Genomic DNA, 16,722 nt, shown 5'->3' on the forward strand with positions numbered 1-16,722 from the left:
GATTCGCCTGATGCACATCATCAACGCCCGATTGCGCAACCAGGAAGGTTTGCACGAATTGCACCTTGAGGACGGGCTGATCCGCAGCATCGCCCGCCAGACCGAAGCGCCGTCCCTCGGCCCGGACGACCTCGACGCCGGCGGCAATCTGGTGGTGCCGCCCTTCGTCGAGCCGCACATTCACCTCGACGCGACCCTCACCGCTGGCGAGCCGCGCTGGAACATGAGCGGCACGCTATTCGAAGGCATTGAGTGCTGGGGCGAGCGCAAGGTCACCATCACCGAAGAAGACACCAAGACCCGCGCCAAGAAAACCATTCAGACCCTGGCCGCCCACGGCATCCAGCACGTGCGCACCCACGTCGATGTCACCGACCCGCAACTCACTGCACTCAAAGCCATGCTTGAAGTGCGCGAGGAAAGTCGTCATCTGATCGACCTGCAAATCGTCGCGTTCCCGCAGGAAGGCATCGAGTCGTTCCGCAACGGCCGCGAACTGATGGAAGAAGCGATCCGTATGGGCGCCGACGTGGTCGGCGGGATTCCGCACTTTGAGTACACCCGCGATCAGGGTGTGAGTTCGGTGAAGTTCCTGATGGACCTGGCCGAGCGCACCGGTTGCCTGGTCGACGTGCATTGCGACGAAACCGACGACCCGCATTCGCGCTTCCTTGAAGTGCTTGCCGAAGAGGCACGCAGCCGCGACATGGGCGCCCTTGTCACCGCCAGCCACACCACGGCAATGGGCTCTTACGACAACGCCTACTGCGCCAAACTGTTCCGCCTGCTTGGCCATTCCGGGATCAGTTTTGTCTCCTGCCCGACCGAAAGCATTCACCTGCAAGGCCGCTTCGACAACTTCCCGAAACGCCGTGGCGTGACCCGGGTGAACGAGTTGCTGGAAGCCGGGATGAACGTGTGTTTTGGCCAGGATTCAATCGTCGATCCGTGGTATCCGCTGGGCAACGGCAACATCCTGCGCGTGCTGGAAGCCGGGCTGCACATCTGCCACATGCTCGGTTACCGCAACCTGCAAAGTGCGCTGGATCTGGTGACCGACAACAGCGCCAAAGCCATGCACTTGGGCGAGCGTTATGGCCTGGAACAGGGGCGCCCGGCGAACCTGCTGATTCTGTCGGCGGACAGCGATTACGAGGTTATTCGCAGTCAGGGCTTGCCGCTGTATTCGATTCGCGGCGGCGAGGTGTTGATGAAGCGGCAGATGCCGGTGGTGGAGTTCGTCTAAGGGTGTCGTGTACGGGCATTTGCAGCTAGCCACGGCCTCGACCCGCGCCTGCGTGGAGCGGTGTCATTCGCTGCGATCGTAGCCTCGGGCATGGTTGGCCCACCGCTGAGCGTACACCTCAAAACCGGCTTGGCCTCGGGACTGGCGCCCGGTGAAACGCCAGTTGAGGCACGCCCGAAGCTTGTCGTTGCTGGCGACGTCGGCGCACTCGGTGATTATTGAGTGTTTTGAGGCGTTGCCCACTCCGCAGGCGTTGCTGCGGCTGGTTGTCGAGGGTGATCAGGTGGTGAGCGTGACGTTGTTCAAGGCTCATTGACGGTATCGCAAACCTTCGGCAGCGCTAGAGGATCGGTTGGGCCGTACCGAACAGGCTGAGGCGCAGCAATTCTCCATTTGCTTCTTCGAGCAGGATAGGCGCCGTGCCGCCGGGCATGACGACGTGTACTTCACCTGCCTCGACCCATCCGACCCGCCACGCCGCTGAGGCCACTGCGCTGGCGCTGGTGCCTGAGGAGGCCGTCGGCCCTTCGCCGCGTTCGAACACCCGGGCGACGATACATCGTGCGGACTCGCGCGCGGCCCATTGCAGATTTACGCCCGCCTGACAGGGCTGCCCTGAGCCGGTGGGCATGGCATAAGCGATTCGCGTCAGGCCTTCGTTCAGTGGCGATTCGCGCATCTGTTCGTTACTGGGCAGCGCGGCAACTTCTGTCAGCAACGTCACGCAGTGCGGATTGCCGATACGCACGAACTGGCTGTGGCTCCACGACGGATCGAGTTGTGCCAGGGATTGAATATGGCTTGTTCCACAGCCGTTGAATTCGCGGCTTTCTACGTTCTGTGCACCGACCGCGGACGGGCCGAATTCGGGTTGGCCGAGATCCAGCCAGAATCCTCTCACGCCTTCGACTTCGGCCGGTTTCACAGAGGTCTCAACCGCGCTCCCTTTGTCATGATGCACGCGCAACAGAGCGCCCTGCTCGGGCAGTACACCTTGCTCGGTCAGGGCTTGCGAGAAGATCGTCAGGCCATTGCCACTGCGCTCGGCGAGGGTACCGTCGGTGTTGATGATCAGCACGTCAAATGGCGGCGACGTCTGGAACGGACCCACGAGCAGACCGTCGCTGCGGTGGGATTTGCTGTCTGCTGGCCGCTGACCTTCGGGCCATTCGCAGCAGAGAGCGACGGCGTGATGACTCCAGGTCTGGCGTGATGACGCACATTCGCCAGCGCTGGTCGGCAAGTCGATTCCCGCCATGCGTAGCGCCTCGGGAGAGATCACTCCGTAGATGTTGCCCCGCGCATCGTAGAACTGCGTCATCACTTTTGTGCCCTGCTGCCAAAGTAGTCCACTGTAAACCGCAACCACCTGTAGGAGTGAGCCTGCTCGCGATAGCGGTGTGCCAGGCAAAAAAATGTCGACTGATCCACCGCTATCGCGAGCAGGCTCACTCCCACAGGTTAGGATGTCGACTGCACGTCCCCGGAACACCTGCGATCGAACCTCGACGCTCAATCACTGTCCTTCGGGGACGCGACGTTTTTTGCCAAGGATCGATATGACCAGCCTCAACCCCCAAGACACTTTCGTCCCCGGACGCCTGCAACAGATGTCCACGCGCATCGCTTTCTTCATCGCCGGGCTCGGCATTGCCGCATGGGCGCCACTGGTGCCGTACGCCAAGACTAGGGCCGGGCTTGATGAGGGCACGCTGGGATTGTTGCTGTTATGCCTGGGCGTCGGTTCGATTCTGGCGATGCCAATGGCGGGGATTCTGGCAACGCGATTCGGCTGCCGCAGAGTGGCAACTGGCGGCACGCTGTTGATCTGCGCGGCATTGCCGTTGCTGGCGACGGTGTCGTCGATTCCGGCGCTGATCGCCACGCTGTTCATGTTCGGCGCCGGCCTCGGCACGGTGGATTCGACGGTAAACCTGCAAGCGGTGATCGTCGAGCGTGCGAGCGGCAAGAACATGATGTCGGGTTTCCACGGTCTGTTCAGCCTTGGCGGCATCGTCGGCGCGGCAGGCGTCAGCGCCCTGCTCGGCCTCGGCCTTTCGCCGTTGGGCGCGATGCTGGTGGTGGTGGCGGTGTTGATCGCCGCTTTGTTCAAGTGTGTACCGCACATGTTGCCCTATGGCAGCGAAAGCTCCGGGCCTGCATTCGCCATCCCCCACGGCATCGTGCTGTTTATCGGCGGGATGTGCTTCATCGTATTCCTCACCGAAGGTGCGGCGCTGGACTGGAGTGCGGTGTTCCTGGCGCAAGAGCGCGGGATCGACACGGCGTATGCGGGGCTGGGTTACGCGGCGTTCGCTCTGACCATGACCGCCGGACGCTTGATGGGTGACCGGATTGTTCGGATTGTCGGGGCGACGCGGATCATTTTGTTTGGTGGCCTGTTGGCGGCGGCAGGCTTGTTTCTGGCAACGTTCGCCCCGAGCTGGGAGGCTGCACTGGTCGGTTATGCGTTGGTCGGTGCCGGTTGCTCGAATATCGTGCCGGTGTTGTACACGGCGGTGGGCAAACAAACCGTGATGCCGGAAAGTATTGCGGTGCCGGCGATTACTACGTTGGGTTATGCGGGGATTCTGGCGGGGCCGGCGGTGATTGGTTTTGTTGCTCATGCCAGCAGTTTGAGTTTTGCTTTCGGGCTGATGGCGGTGTTGCTGGTGGCGGTGGCCATTGGTGGGAAGGTGTTGAAAGTCTGAACTTAGTGCATCTGCCAGATTGTTGTTTGGGGGTTGGGGTTGGGGTTGGGGGCATATCCGTTGCTGCGGGTGTTGCTGATTAGGGTTCCGCCCTTACGGCGGGTCACTTTTTCCAGGCGCCGAAAAAGTAACCAAAAAGGCTGCCCCCTGACGTACGGCACTTCGCCTAGGCTCAGTGTTCCCTCGCTACGGTGTCCATCCGGGGGCATCGCCTACGGTTTGCTTCGCTGCACCTCCTCTCGATGTGTGCGGCTTCGCCGCACGGCGCTGCGCGCCTACCCCCCGGATGAACACCTTCGCTCGGCCTGCCGATGGGCTGAAGAGCAAGAGCAAGATCAAAAGCCAAAGCCAAAGCCAAAGCCAAAGCAGATCAAAAGATCGTCCGATCGCGGCCCTAGCCTTCGGCAGCTCCTTGTATCTCGACTATCGCTCCGTCAGGAGCGATAGTTCTCGACTGATCATCGAGGGAGGGACTTGGAAGCCGTGCAGCTCCTTAGGCTTTTTGCCTGTGATGTAGATCGTGCTCCAGCCCTCCACACTCACTCGTATAGTTCGAACGGTATCTTGGGCCCGTCTCTGGCGAGAGCCCGCATTCGCAAGGTTGGACAGAGTGCAGTGATGATCGAAAACGGATTAATGGAGAAACGGTCATGTCCAATTTCGTCGGCGTCGATGTCGCTAAAAATACCTTTGATATCGCCACTCACCTGCCAAACGGCAAGCACAAAACCAAGGCCAAACTGGCTAACGACTCAAAAGGTTTCAAAGAGTTTGACGCCTGGCTGAACAAGCAGGTCGAGCCTACAGCTCTGATCGTGATGGAAGCCACCAGCGTTTATCACCTGGAACTTGCCGAGTTCGTCTACAACAAGGGTTACCGGGTCTGCGTCGTCAATCCGGCTACGACCCACGCTTACGCCGACAGCGAGCTGCGCCGGATCAAAACCGACAAAAGCGACGCCAAATTGATCGCTGACTTTGCTCGGGAAAAGGCTGAAAAGCTTCAGCTTTGGGCTCCAGAGCCGCTGAAATATCGTCAGCTAAAGGCGATGGTACGTCGCTTGGATGACCTTCAGGAAATGGAGCAAATGGAGCTCAATCGCCTGGATGTATCCGACGAAAAGGTCAAAGACTCGATCAACTCTGTGCTGCGTCACATCGAGAAAGAGATCGTTGAAACTCACAAATCAATCAAAAAACACATCGACGATGATCCAGACATGCGCCAAATGCGCGACTTGATCGTGACCATCGACGGTATCGGCCAGAAAACCCTTGAGCGGCTGCTGGCCGAGTTGGGCGACCTGCGTAAATATGACGACCCTCGCAAGCTGGTCGCTGCCGCCGGGTTGAACCCAAAGCTGCAGGACTCGGGAAAATTCAAAGGCAGAACAGTGATTTCGAGGATCGGATCGGCTCGCGTTCGGGCGGGTCTATACATGCCTGGGTTGGTTGCACTGAAGCACAACAAGGCAATCATCGCCATGAAGGACCGCTTGAAGGCCAACGGCAAGGCCCCCAAGCAAATCATCTGTGCAGCGATGCGCAAACTCCTACATTTTGTCTACGCCGTTCTTAAATCGGGCCAGCCATTTGACCCGAAAATTGCCCTTGCCCGATGAGGGGCAAGACGGTATCTACAGGGAATGAGTAGACCCGCCAGAGCCTGGTCGGCTATCAGGCCGCCATCGCTGGCAAGCCAGCTCCCACAAGAAAACGAGTACACCCCGCACGCGGTAAAGCCGCACCACTCATCACAATGAGCGTTAGCTCGAGTACCGCTCTTGATCTGAAGGCCCGTCGGCAGGCTGAGTGGAGGGATTGATCCGGGGGTGGGAGCGCAGCGACCGTTTGGCGAAGCCAAACACATCGAGAGGAGGTGCAGCGCAGCAAACCGGAGGCGATGCCCCCGGATCAATCCCGCAGCGAAGGAACCCGAGCCTAAGCAAGGGCCGTACGTCAGGGCACAGACCTTTGGTTACTTTGGGGCGTTTGCCAAAGTGACCCGCCGTAAGGGCGGAACCCTAATCAGCCATCACCCCAAAAACGGATATTCACCCAATCAACCAATCAATCAAAACCCCACACTGGCCTGCACAAAAAACGTCCGCGGCGCCCCCACATACATCCCCGAATTATTATCACTGGAACGCGTAAAGTACTGCTTATCGAAGACGTTCTTCACCCCCGCCCCCAACTTCAGATTCGACACCTGAGGCCCAAAGTCATACCCCCCGCGCACGTTCCAGGTCACATAACCCGGAATATCGCCGTACTGCCCATCCGCCGTACCGTCAGTAATGTAATTGCCATTGAAACTGCCATCAGCATTCACCCCGGTACCCGGCGAGCGCTGCTTGGACTGAGCAAACCCGTCGAGATTGTAGGTCCAGCGATTGACGTCATACCGCAACCCCACCGTCGCCACCTGACGCGAATAAAACGGCAGATCACGTCCCTTGAACCCCGGAATCTCACCCTCATAAGTCGCACGGGTATAAGTAAAACCAGCATTCGCGGTCAAACCATCAAGGCGCGGATCGAGCGCTGCCATGTCGTAATGCACCGACGCTTCAATCCCCTGGTGCTTGGTCGCACCAAGATTGGTCCAGCCCACATCATTGCTGATGTATTGCAGTTCATCGTCGAAGTCGATGTAGAACAGCGTCACTTCCCCGCCCCACACGTCATCGTTGTAGCGCGTACCGATCTCGTAAGTCTTGGCCTTTTCCGGCTCCAGACCGTTGGCGGTGTTGTCACCGGAACCACCCTGACCGAGCTGGAAATATTGCAGGCTGCCGAACGACGTCTCGTAGTTGGCGAACAGCTTCCACGCATCCGACAAGTGATACATCACGCTCAGTGCCGGCAGCGGTTCGTTGCTCTCGATGCTGCGGTTTTTCTCCGGTACCGGTTTGCCGGCAGTGTCGAGCACGGCGCGGTCGTGCCAGTCGGTGCTGATGTGTTCGAATCGAATACCCGGCGTAATCGTCCAATTGCCGACGTCGATTTTGTTGTCGAAATACACAGAGTTGGCTTCCGTGCCGCCGGTGCGATCCTGAAACACATGGCCGTCGGAGGTCGGCGTAACCACCGGCTGATTGTTGACCAGCGCCAGACGGCTCGACTGCTCGTGCATCGCCTCTTTCAAATAGCGGTAACCGACGCTGACTTCCTGAGTCGTCGGGCCAACGTCAAACACGCGCGACACACGCGGCTCGATGCCCAAGGTGTAGTAGGAACGCGGATACGAGCTGAGGGTTTTCTGGTCGCGGGCGGCGATGGTGCTGCCACGGAAGCTGTCGGTGTAATAGGTCAGCACTTCGGCCTGGGTACGCTCATCGATCTGGCGAATCCACTTGAACGACACGTCTTTGCGCCGACCGGTGAAGTTGTCGTAGTCGCGCACCGAATCGTAGGGTTTGTCGTCGTACTGCTTCTGCGTCAGGCCACCGGGCATGTCGGCGCTGGCGTCGTAGTAGTGGAAGTTGAGGCTGAAATCGTCCTGATCAGTCGGCGCCCAGTGCGTCTTGAGCAGCACGTCGTCGATGTCGTTGCCGTTATTGCGCTCGCGATAGCCGTGGCCGTTGACGCCCGAGTAGAGCAACGCTACACCCATGCCGTTATCGGCGGTGCCGCCGAGGAACGCGGTGTCAATGTGTTTCCAGCCGCCGTACTGTGTGGTTTCCAGGGTGGTGCCGATTTCACCGGTGGTTTTTTCCGGGATCGCGCGGGTGACGAAGTTGATCACCCCGCCGACGTTCTGCGGCCCATAACGCACAGAACCGGCGCCACGGACCACGTCGATGCTGTCGAGGTTGCCCGCAGAAATCGGCGCCATCGACAGTTGCGGCTGACCATACGGCGCGAACGCTGCCGGTACGCCATCGATCAGCACGGTGGAGCGCGGTGACAGACGCGACGTCAGGCCGCGTACGCCGACGTTCAGCGCGATGTCGCTGCCGCCGGTGCCGTTGGAGTCCTGCACCTGCACGCCCGGCACACGCTTGAGGACGTCGCTGACGTTCATTGCGCCCTGCTCGACCATCGCTTCGCGGCGGATCACCGTGCGCGCACCGGGGTGGTTCTGCACCACGGCGGCGTCGGCATCACCGAGCCAGTCGCCGACCACTTTGATGTCGGTCACGCCGAGCTCCAGCGGGCCGTTGGTGGCGGCGGAAGTCGCGGTGGGCGACAGGGTCACCGAACCTTCGTTGATCTGATAATCCAGACCGCTGCCCTGCAGCAATTGGCGCAGCGCCTGCTCCGGCGAGATATCACCATCGACCGCCGGAGCCTGTTTGCCGGCGACCAGCTCCGGGCTGAAAAACACTTGTAACGAGGTTTGCTGGCCCAGTTCACTCAAGGCCTGACCCAGCGGCTGGGCGCGGATATGAATGGCGTCGGCCGCGAATGCCAAAGGCATGGCAGCGTTGACCGCCAGCGCAAGGGCCAGCGGCAACCAAGGAGATTTCTTGTTGTTGGCAGGGATGGTTTTCACGTCGAACGTAGTCCTGTGGATCGCAAGAGTGTGCGGCTGTTAATGCAAACCAGTTGCAGTTGAACAGGAAGACGATGAACTCGAAAAAAACCTGAATGCTATTTTGAAATTATTTCCTGACTGCCATCGGCGAGGGTGCGAACGGCCACCGGCAGGATGCTCGGCAAGGCTTTGAGCAAGGCGTCGGTGTTGTCGGATTTGAATACGCTGGTCAGCCGCAGACTGGCCACGGCCGGGTTGGCGACCGTCAGCGGCTTGTCGCGATAACGCGACACTTCAGCAGCAACCTCACTGAGGCTGGCGTTGTTGAACACCAGTTTGCCGCTGCGCCACGCCGTCAGTTCCGCCGGGTTGACCGCGTAGGCCGCCGCGACTTTGCCTTGCCCATCGACATAAGTGCCCAAGCCTGCGGTCAGGTTGATGAACTCGTTTTCGGGCGCATCATGCCCCTGCACTTTCACCGTGCCCTGCTCCACCGCGACACGGGTCTGCGACACATCACGGCGCACATCGAAACGAGTGCCAGTGACCGTCACCTTGCCACTACCGGCCTCGACCACGAACGGCCGGGCGCTGTCATGCTCAACACTGAACATCGCTTCGCCTTCGCTCAACTCAATAACGCGGCGGTCCTTTTCATAGCGCACCTGCAAGCGGCTGCGGCTGTTCAGATCGATCACTGATCCATCCGGCAGCGCCACATGTTTGCGTTCGCCGAGGGCGGTAGAAAACTCGGCGCTGTAACTCCCCGGGTGATTCAAACCGCTGAACAGCCCGAGTCCAAGCGCCACCGCCAGCACACTGGCCGCCACCGCATAACGCAGCAACGGGCGCCGTTCGCGGCGCGCAGGCGTGGTTTCAACAAGGGCTTTGAGACGTGGTGCCGGCAGCAGATCCGCCGCCGTCCACAAACCCTGCAGCAACTGAAATTCGTCACGGTGCTGCGGATGTTCGTTCAGCCAGGCGTCAAAGCGCTGCTGCTCGTCGGCACTGATGGCCGGCTCCTGCAAACGTACAAACCAGCGAGCCGCGTCATCGCGCACCGTCGTTTGCCCGCACGCGCAATCACGAGAATCCATCATGGAATGTCCTGTTGGGCTGGGGATGAAAAGCGGCGGCCGCTCATGACTGCAGCCCGTCGAGGCGATCACGCAGGTGCCGCAGGGTGCGGATCATATACTTTTCGACCATGTTCTTGGACAGGCCAAGGCGTTCGGCGATTTCCGCCTGGGTCAACCCTTCGATCTTTTGCCAGACAAAAATCTTGCGGCAATTGACCGGCAACTCGGTGAGCGCCCGTTCGATGGAGTCGGCCAACTGGATCGCATGCATGTAATGCTCCGGGTCGCCGGACGACGACACACTGTGATCGATCGCCTCTGACTCCATGGCACCGCGCCGATCCTCACGCCGATACCCATCCACCGCGATATTGCGCGCGGTTTGATGCAGATACGCCCGGGGTTGCTGCACTGCCGCCGAATCGGACTCAAGCACCCGCACAAAGGTGTCGTGCGCCAGATCCTCGGCCTGCGCGCGATTGCGCAGGCGACGAGTCCAGGTGCCGATCAACTCTTCGTAATGCTCGAAAAAGCCGGGTCTGCGGGGACGCATGGGGGTATGGGCGGCGTGGTGAGGGAAGGGGCGTGAATAGTAATGCTTCCTATTAAGCCCGGCAAATCATTCTGATCATCTGCAAAATTTCCCTGTAGGAGCTGCCGCAGGCTGCGATCTCTTGATCTTTTTTTGGAAGATCAAAGTGAGAGATCGCAGCCTGCGGCAGCTCCTACAGGGGCGGGCCGGTTAGTCTTTGTTGTCGATCCCGGCTTGCAGTGGCTGGCCGTCCAAGTGGCCACTCAGGGTGACCGGGCCGACCTTCAGGTTGCCGTTTTCAAGAGTCACCTTAGGGGCGTTTTCTTCCTTCTTCTGCGGCAGATCAAGCCCGGCTTTTACCCCGTAATCGAAGTTGCTCAGGTCAGTGCTGCTGACCTTCGAACCACCCAGATCAACTTTCCCTTCACTCGCCGAGATCCGCGCGCCGGTTAGTTGTGTGGCGCCGTCAACATTCAAGCTCACACCTTGGCTGCCACTGATGCCGGAAGCCTGGGTCACGCTGTCCTTGTGCGCGTATTCGCCCTGCGCTTTCAGCGTTGGCTTGTAATCGGTACCGGCGAGTTTTTCCTTGTCGCTTGGCGGATTCTTTTTCGCGGTCAGGGCAAGATCGACATCAACTTTGGCTTGAGTCTTTGAGTCCTGACGACTCTCGACTGTCAGATCACCCGCGACCTTGCCGCTGACGGACTTCGTATCAATCCGCGCACCCGCCAGTTCTGCATCACCCGCGCTGTTCAGCAGCACCGTGTCAGCCTTGATCTGGCTGTTCTGCTGCGAGGTGCCGTGCAGGTAATCCACGCCCACTTTGGCGCCGGCATTGAAGCCGTGATCGCTACTGGCCTTCTCTTCGGCGGCCGTTGGGGTTTTGCTGCTCAGGTTGCCGCCGGCATTCAGTGCGACGTTCCAGTTGTTACGGCTTTCAGTGGACTGCGCCGACTCCTGCACATAACCGCCCTTCTGCGCATTGATGCTGACGTTTGGCGCCGTGACCTGTGTGCCTTGCAAGTGAACCGAGTCACCGCTCAGGGCGATACCGCTCTGGCTGTTGAGTTGGCCACCGGTCAGGGTCTGCGAGCTCTCGTTGACCCGACCAATGTTGAAGTTACCGCTGAGATTGCCACCCTGATCGCGGCTCTTCTCGCTGCTGGTTTTGCTGCCACCGCCCTTCAAACCACCGCCGAGATTGCTGCCGGTAGCGCTGTGGGTGTCGGCGGCCGCTTGCAGATCGAGCTTGCCCTCAGCCTTCAGATCGATGGCGCCCGCGCTGTCGATTTTCGTACCTTGCTGGACCTGATCGCCGCCGCTGCTCAGTTGCACGCCGTTGCCACTGATGCTCGCCACATGGGCCTGAGTATCAGAGGTCTGCTTGCCGCTGTGATCGAGCTGGAACCCGGCGCCGAGGTCAACGTTGGTGCCGTCGGTGCCCGGCAAGGTGCCGACCGTCAGCGAACCATTACCGCGCAGGCTGGTGTCGCTGCTGCTCTGGCGGTCGGTGGCCTGATTGAGCGCCAGATCGCCGCCGGTCTTGATGCTCACGCTGCCCTGCCCGCCGTCGATACGGCTGCCTTCGAACTGGGCATCGCCTGCGGTTTTGATGTTCACACCCTGGCTGCCGGCATAACCGCCGACCACCGCGGTGGAGCTGTCCTTGCTCGATTGGCTGCTGCCGCCCGCGCCGCTGCCGGCGACATTCACGTCCTCACCAGTTTTGGTGTAGACGCGCACATCAACCTTGGCATCTACCGCGTTATCAGTACTGCTGTGGGTGTTGCTCGCGGCATCGGCGACCAGTTTGTCGGCGCTGATGTTCACTTTGCCGGCGCCGGCGCTGTACTGGGTGCCTTGGTCTTGCAGCGTGCCAGCGACTTTCACGTCGACGTTACCAGCGTCGAAGCGGCTGACTACAGCGTTGCTGCTTTGCTCGGTTTTATTGGCGCTGCCGTGACCGACCGCGACATCAATGCCGACGTTCGGCTGGCCGAGATTGGCCAGCGCGTCCTTGTCCGGCACCTTGCCGTTCAGCACATCCTTGACCGCACCGGCTATTGGCCGGGCGATGTCTTTGTACTCGACGTTGGCGCCGATATCCGCCGACCAATTGCTCTCGGTGTGGGTGCTGCTTTCGTTATTGCTGGCCGCGCGGTTGTCGACTTCGTTGGCCGCGATGTTCAGACCATTACCGGCCCTCACCTGAGCACCTTCGGTGGCGAGCTTGTCGGCATTGATCGTCAAACCGCCGCTGCTCTGCACGCTGCTGGTTTGCGCAGTGGTTTTGCTCGTGGTGTCTTGCGACGTGCTGTGGGCGACATCGACGCCATTGCCGGCGCGGTCGAGGCCGCCGGTGTAGTAGAAACCGCCGCCGGTGCTGCTCTTGTCGGTGGAGGTTTTGTGGCTGTCTTCTTCGGCCAGCAACGACACGTTTTGGCCGCTCAGGCGGGTATCGCCCGCAGTGGATTTCACCTCGCTGCCCTTGATCGTCAGGTCGCCGCCAGCCTTCACCTGCACGCTGCCGCCGCTAAGGCTGGAACCTTGCTGGGTGACGTCGTTGCTGGTCACCGTTTGCTGCTTGTCTTCGTAATGAATCCCGGCGCGATACTGCTCCGGCGTTTGCTCTTTCGCATAAGCGTCGAAGCCACGGGTTTCAGTGGTGGTGCTGCTGTCGTGAGTGTTCTGCGCGGAATGCACATTCACATCCCCCGCCGCGTCCGCCGTCAGCGCGCCGCCCGCCTTCACCGTCGAACCAGCGACTTCGATGTCCTTGGCACTCTTGAGCTTGAGGTTGCTGTCAGACACCAGTTCGCTGCGTACCGTGGTGCTGTCCTTGGCATTCTGGCGCGACTCGTTTTTGGTGATGCCGAAGAACTTGCTGTCCTTGTCGTGGTTGTTGCTATGCGAGGTGTCTTGGACGCCGTCGACAATCAGCGAACCCTTGTCACTGATCACGCTCGCGTCGGTGCCGCCACGCACCTGACTGCCGCTGATACGCACGTCGTCAGCCTTGACGATCAGCTTGCCGGCGGCGTTGATTTTGCTGCCCTGATGCTGGCTCTGGCCCTTGTCGGCATCGCCGGTCTTGCCGAAGAAGCCACCGCCGACCAGATCGCCGGAGTAGCTATTGTCGCTGCTGCGATTGCTGCGTGTGGCGGTAGCGATTTCCACTTGTTTGCCGGCCAGTTGCAGGTCGCCCGTGCTGTCCAGTTCGGCGCCTTCGGAGCGCAACAATGCAGCGGTTTGCAGGGCGATGTTGCCAGCCTTCAACTGGGTGGTGACGCTGCGTTGCTCTTCGCTACTGGTGTTCCAATTGGCTTTCCACAGGTGCTTGCGGTGGTTGCCCTGATCGGTCTGGGTGTGGCTTTCGGTGGCGGCGGTCAGGCGCAGATCGCCGCCGCTTTTCACATCCAGATTCTTCGCCGCTTCGACCTTGGCCGCGTTCAGTTCGGTGTCTTTGCCGGAGGACAGTTTCACGTCACGGCTGGCAACGATTTGGCTGCCGTGCTGACGCGCTTCGCTGTCGGTCTGGGTGCGGTCGTAGGTTTCCCAGGTGATGCCGATGGTGCTGTTGTTCCAGTTTTCGCGCTTTTCCTGGAGTTTGCGGCTTTCCACGGTGCTCAGGGTCAGGTTGCGTTTGGCGTCGACAGTCACATCACGGCCGCTGACATCGGTCGCGGCCAGGGTCAGGTCTTTGCCACTGTGCAGGCCGACATCGCCCTGACTGCTACGAATACCCGCGCGGGTCACATCGAGGCTGTCGGTCACGGCCTCACCGCTGACACTGAGGTCACCGGCCGAACGAATCTGCACCCCGTCACGCCCGGCCACCTGCACCGCACCGACCCGCACGCCGGCACCTTCGGCGGTACTGACGATGTTGATGCGACCGGCCTGCATCGCGCCGAACAGGCTGGCGTCGATGCGCTGATCAGCGGTGCTGCCTGCCGGGTCCACGGTTTTCACCTGGCCGCTGGCGTAATCCACCTGATTGCGTCCGACCGTGAGGTTGAGTTGATCACGGGCAGTGAGCGCGCCCTGACTGTCGATACGCGGGGCGATCAGGTTGATCGAGCCCTCGGCGTTACGCAGGCCGCCGCTCTGAATCTGCAACTGACCGCTGGCGTCGCGGGTGTTGAGCGATTGCAGTTTGCCGTCGTTCAATTCAGGGCGACCAACCACCAGATTGGCGTTCGGCGTGTTGATGAAACTGCCGCCGTTGACCGAGATGCCGTTGGGGTTGGCCAGCACGTAATCGGCGGCGCGACCGAAGATTTCCTGCGCGCCGTTGATCGCCGACGGGTTGCGACTGATCACTTCGTTGAGGATCACGCTCGCGGCTTGCCCTTGCAATTGCGGGTTGGCCGCCAGTTGCCCGGCGAGCTGCGATTGTCCGGCCTGCAAGGCGTTGTTCAGCACCAGTCCCTGACGGTCGACGTTGTAGTCGAGGAACTGGTTATGCGACAGGCCCGAACCGTTGGGCGCGACGATGTTGACGATGGGCACACCGCCCTGGGTTTGCAGTTGCGCGGTGCCGCCGGGGCCCGGGGCGACGACGACACCACCGGCAAGAGCGCTGGGCAGGTGCACGGCGAAGAACAGGCTGGCGATTGCCCAGCGCAATTTGCCCCGTGGGGAAAGATGAAATGCAAAGGTGTGTGCTGGCATAAAAACGTCTCCATGTGAGTACGGCATCACGTCGCGCGATTTTTCCTGGCCGTGGCTGTCGCGCTCAGATCCGACGGCTGTTTGTTCACTGCATTCTTTGTTTATGTAGCGCTCATATCTGTAAGCCGACCCGCATCAGCCAGGTCTGCGGCTCATGCTGCAGACCCTTGGGCGTGTTGAGGGCGCGTTGGTAATCGACGTCCACTTGCAGGTTTTTCCAGCCCAGATTCAGGCCGACACTGGCGCCGCTCAGGCGTTGGCCCTGGGCACCGTGATCGGCCTTGATCCAGCCGTGGTCGAGGCCGACGCGCGGGGTGATCTGCATCGGCCATTCACCGCGCAGCGGCAGGCGCAAGGTGTTGCGCCAGATCGCGCCGCTGGCGCCGGACGCACTGCTGACGCGATAACCGCGCACCGCCGAATCATCGGTGCCGAGCAGTTGTTCGATGGCAGGCAACGGATCGGGGCTGTACTGCAAATTGAGCTGGCTCTGCCACTGCCAGGCTTGCGCGCCGAGCTGACCGTTGCGCCATTGGCTAAGGCCGGCGCGGTACTTGTGGAATTGCGCCTTGGGCAGGTTTTTGACTGGATGCTGCGAGTCGTCATCTGCACCAAACCAGCGCAGGCCCTGGGCGTAATTGACATCGAGGTTCCACACCGCGCGGTCGAGCCAGAACAGATTGAGTCCGGCTTCGGCCACGGTCAGGGTCGGGCTCTGAATCCCCAGGCGCACGTGTTCCAGATAGCTGTCGACGTCCTTGTGCGCCAGTTGCAGGTTGGCGCTGAGCTGGCGGCTCTGGTCGCGCCACAGCACGCGGTCGGCGCGCAGGCTCACTTGATCGGTGATGCCGGTGCTGTGAAAAGTGGTGCTGGGCAATTTAAACGGCGCGCGATATTCGGCGTGGCTGGCGAATGCGCTGTAGGTCCAATAACCGTAAGGGATCGCGTAATACAGGCTGGCGTTGCGGTTATAGCGGTCGCCCTGATTGAGCGTGTCGCTGGCACTGAGACTTAACAGGTCGTTGAGCTCCAGCGGGCTGTCGAGACTCAGGCTGAGCATGTCGCGGTCGCGCCCGGTGCTGGCACTGCCGAGGTTGTCGATTCCCGCATTCAAGGCCCAGCGTGACTGTCCGGAGGTGCGCGAACGCAGGATGATTCGTGAGGCGCCGGGCTGGCTGCCGGGGGTGATATCGGCGGTGAGATCGACCGAGCGCAAGCGGTTCAACTGATCCAGACCTTGCTCCAGGTCACGCAGGTTCAGCGGCCCACCGAGCATCCCCGGGAAGGCGCCGCCGAGGGAAACCGGCAGGCTCTGATCGGCCAGTTCGATGGACTCGATATAGCCTTCGTCGACCATGACGTCGAGCGACTGCCCCGCCGCCGGTGCACTACTCAAGTACGGGCGGCTGGCGATGTAGCCCTTCTCGACATAGATCGCGGTGATGGTCGCCAGCAGATGATTGATCTGGCCGACGCCCATGCACGGTGCCAGCAGCGGTTTGATCCGGGCGTTGAGTTTGTCGCTGTCGATCAACGTGACGCCGCCGATGCGCGTGCCGCTCAACGGCCAGCAACGCTCATCGGGGGTTACGGTCTGGGGAATCGTCGGAGTGACCGCTGCCGGGCCGAACGCGCCGCGCTCCAGTTGGCGCTTTCTTTGCTCAAGCTGAAGTTGTTGCAGATCGCGCTGTTGCTGTTGCTGCTGGCGCAGCACTTCTTGGCCCGGCGCGACAGGTTCGGCCGCTTCAAGCGAGGAGGCACACACACTCAACACAAAGGCCGACAACAGCGGGCAACGCGTGGCACAACGACGAAACACAGCTTGAAGCGAATACGGCACGCAACATCCTTGCAATCATCAAATGGCGTAATGCCACCCTATCAATGATCGTGATAGTCGGAGCCCTCCTACACAAATGCAAGACGCTTCCTACAGCGCTTACATTTCTTAAACAATTGATTTGCCAGACATCAGGGTTTCCCCTAGGGCCCGC

Annotated in this window: 10 protein-coding genes; 4 read left to right on the forward strand and 6 right to left on the reverse strand. The window is 60.6% G+C overall.

Features of this window, described 5'->3' with window-relative positions; genetic code table 11:
• Positions 1 to 10: 10 nt before the first annotated feature.
• A complete protein-coding gene (codA, locus tag ACA043_RS19855) occupies positions 11 to 1,246 on the forward strand; it encodes a cytosine deaminase (protein WP_401266319.1) in 1,236 nt (411 codons plus the stop codon).
• Positions 1,247 to 1,397: 151 nt separating this feature from the next.
• Positions 1,398 to 1,562 carry a hypothetical protein gene (locus ACA043_RS19860; protein ID WP_489881071.1) on the forward strand — a complete coding sequence of 55 codons (165 nt, stop codon included), beginning with the start codon at positions 1,398 to 1,400 and terminating at the stop codon, positions 1,560 to 1,562.
• Between the two features lie 24 nt (positions 1,563 to 1,586).
• Here the strand turns inward: ACA043_RS19860 and ACA043_RS19865 are convergent, their stop codons facing one another.
• Positions 1,587 to 2,567: a diaminopimelate epimerase gene (locus ACA043_RS19865; RefSeq protein ID WP_497657777.1), complete on the reverse strand. Its 981-nt coding sequence runs from the start codon at positions 2,565 to 2,567 to the stop codon at positions 1,587 to 1,589.
• 238 nt (positions 2,568 to 2,805) lie between these two features.
• Between ACA043_RS19865 and ACA043_RS19870 the strand changes: the two genes are divergently transcribed.
• Positions 2,806 to 3,957, forward strand: a complete 1,152-nt coding sequence (locus tag ACA043_RS19870; protein ID WP_497614866.1) for an MFS transporter — start codon at positions 2,806 to 2,808, stop codon at positions 3,955 to 3,957.
• Positions 3,958 to 4,607: 650 nt separating this feature from the next.
• Positions 4,608 to 5,579 carry an IS110 family RNA-guided transposase gene (locus ACA043_RS19875; protein WP_497657778.1) on the forward strand — a complete coding sequence of 324 codons (972 nt, stop codon included), beginning with the start codon at positions 4,608 to 4,610 and terminating at the stop codon, positions 5,577 to 5,579.
• A 452-nt stretch (positions 5,580 to 6,031) separates the two neighbouring features.
• Here the strand turns inward: ACA043_RS19875 and ACA043_RS19880 are convergent, their stop codons facing one another.
• The 5 genes from ACA043_RS19880 to ACA043_RS19900 form a co-directional block, all read right to left on the reverse strand.
• Entirely contained in the window at positions 6,032 to 8,458 is a 2,427-nt protein-coding gene (locus tag ACA043_RS19880) for a TonB-dependent siderophore receptor (RefSeq protein ID WP_497657779.1), read from the reverse strand.
• 98 nt (positions 8,459 to 8,556) lie between these two features.
• Positions 8,557 to 9,540, reverse strand: a complete 984-nt coding sequence (locus ACA043_RS19885) for a FecR family protein (protein WP_401266306.1) — start codon at positions 9,538 to 9,540, stop codon at positions 8,557 to 8,559.
• 40 nt (positions 9,541 to 9,580) lie between these two features.
• Positions 9,581 to 10,072 carry a sigma-70 family RNA polymerase sigma factor gene (locus tag ACA043_RS19890; RefSeq protein ID WP_401266303.1) on the reverse strand — a complete coding sequence of 164 codons (492 nt, stop codon included), beginning with the start codon at positions 10,070 to 10,072 and terminating at the stop codon, positions 9,581 to 9,583.
• A 189-nt stretch (positions 10,073 to 10,261) separates the two neighbouring features.
• Positions 10,262 to 14,728 (reverse strand): hemagglutinin repeat-containing protein, encoded by a 4,467-nt coding sequence (locus ACA043_RS19895; RefSeq protein ID WP_497657780.1) that lies wholly within the window; start codon positions 14,726 to 14,728, stop codon positions 10,262 to 10,264.
• Positions 14,729 to 14,840: 112 nt separating this feature from the next.
• On the reverse strand, positions 14,841 to 16,568 hold the full coding sequence (locus ACA043_RS19900) for a ShlB/FhaC/HecB family hemolysin secretion/activation protein (RefSeq protein ID WP_497657781.1): 1,728 nt from the start codon (positions 16,566 to 16,568) through the stop codon (positions 14,841 to 14,843).
• Positions 16,569 to 16,722 lie beyond the last annotated feature (154 nt).

This window comes from Pseudomonas sp. LBUM1648 (assembly GCF_059716145.1).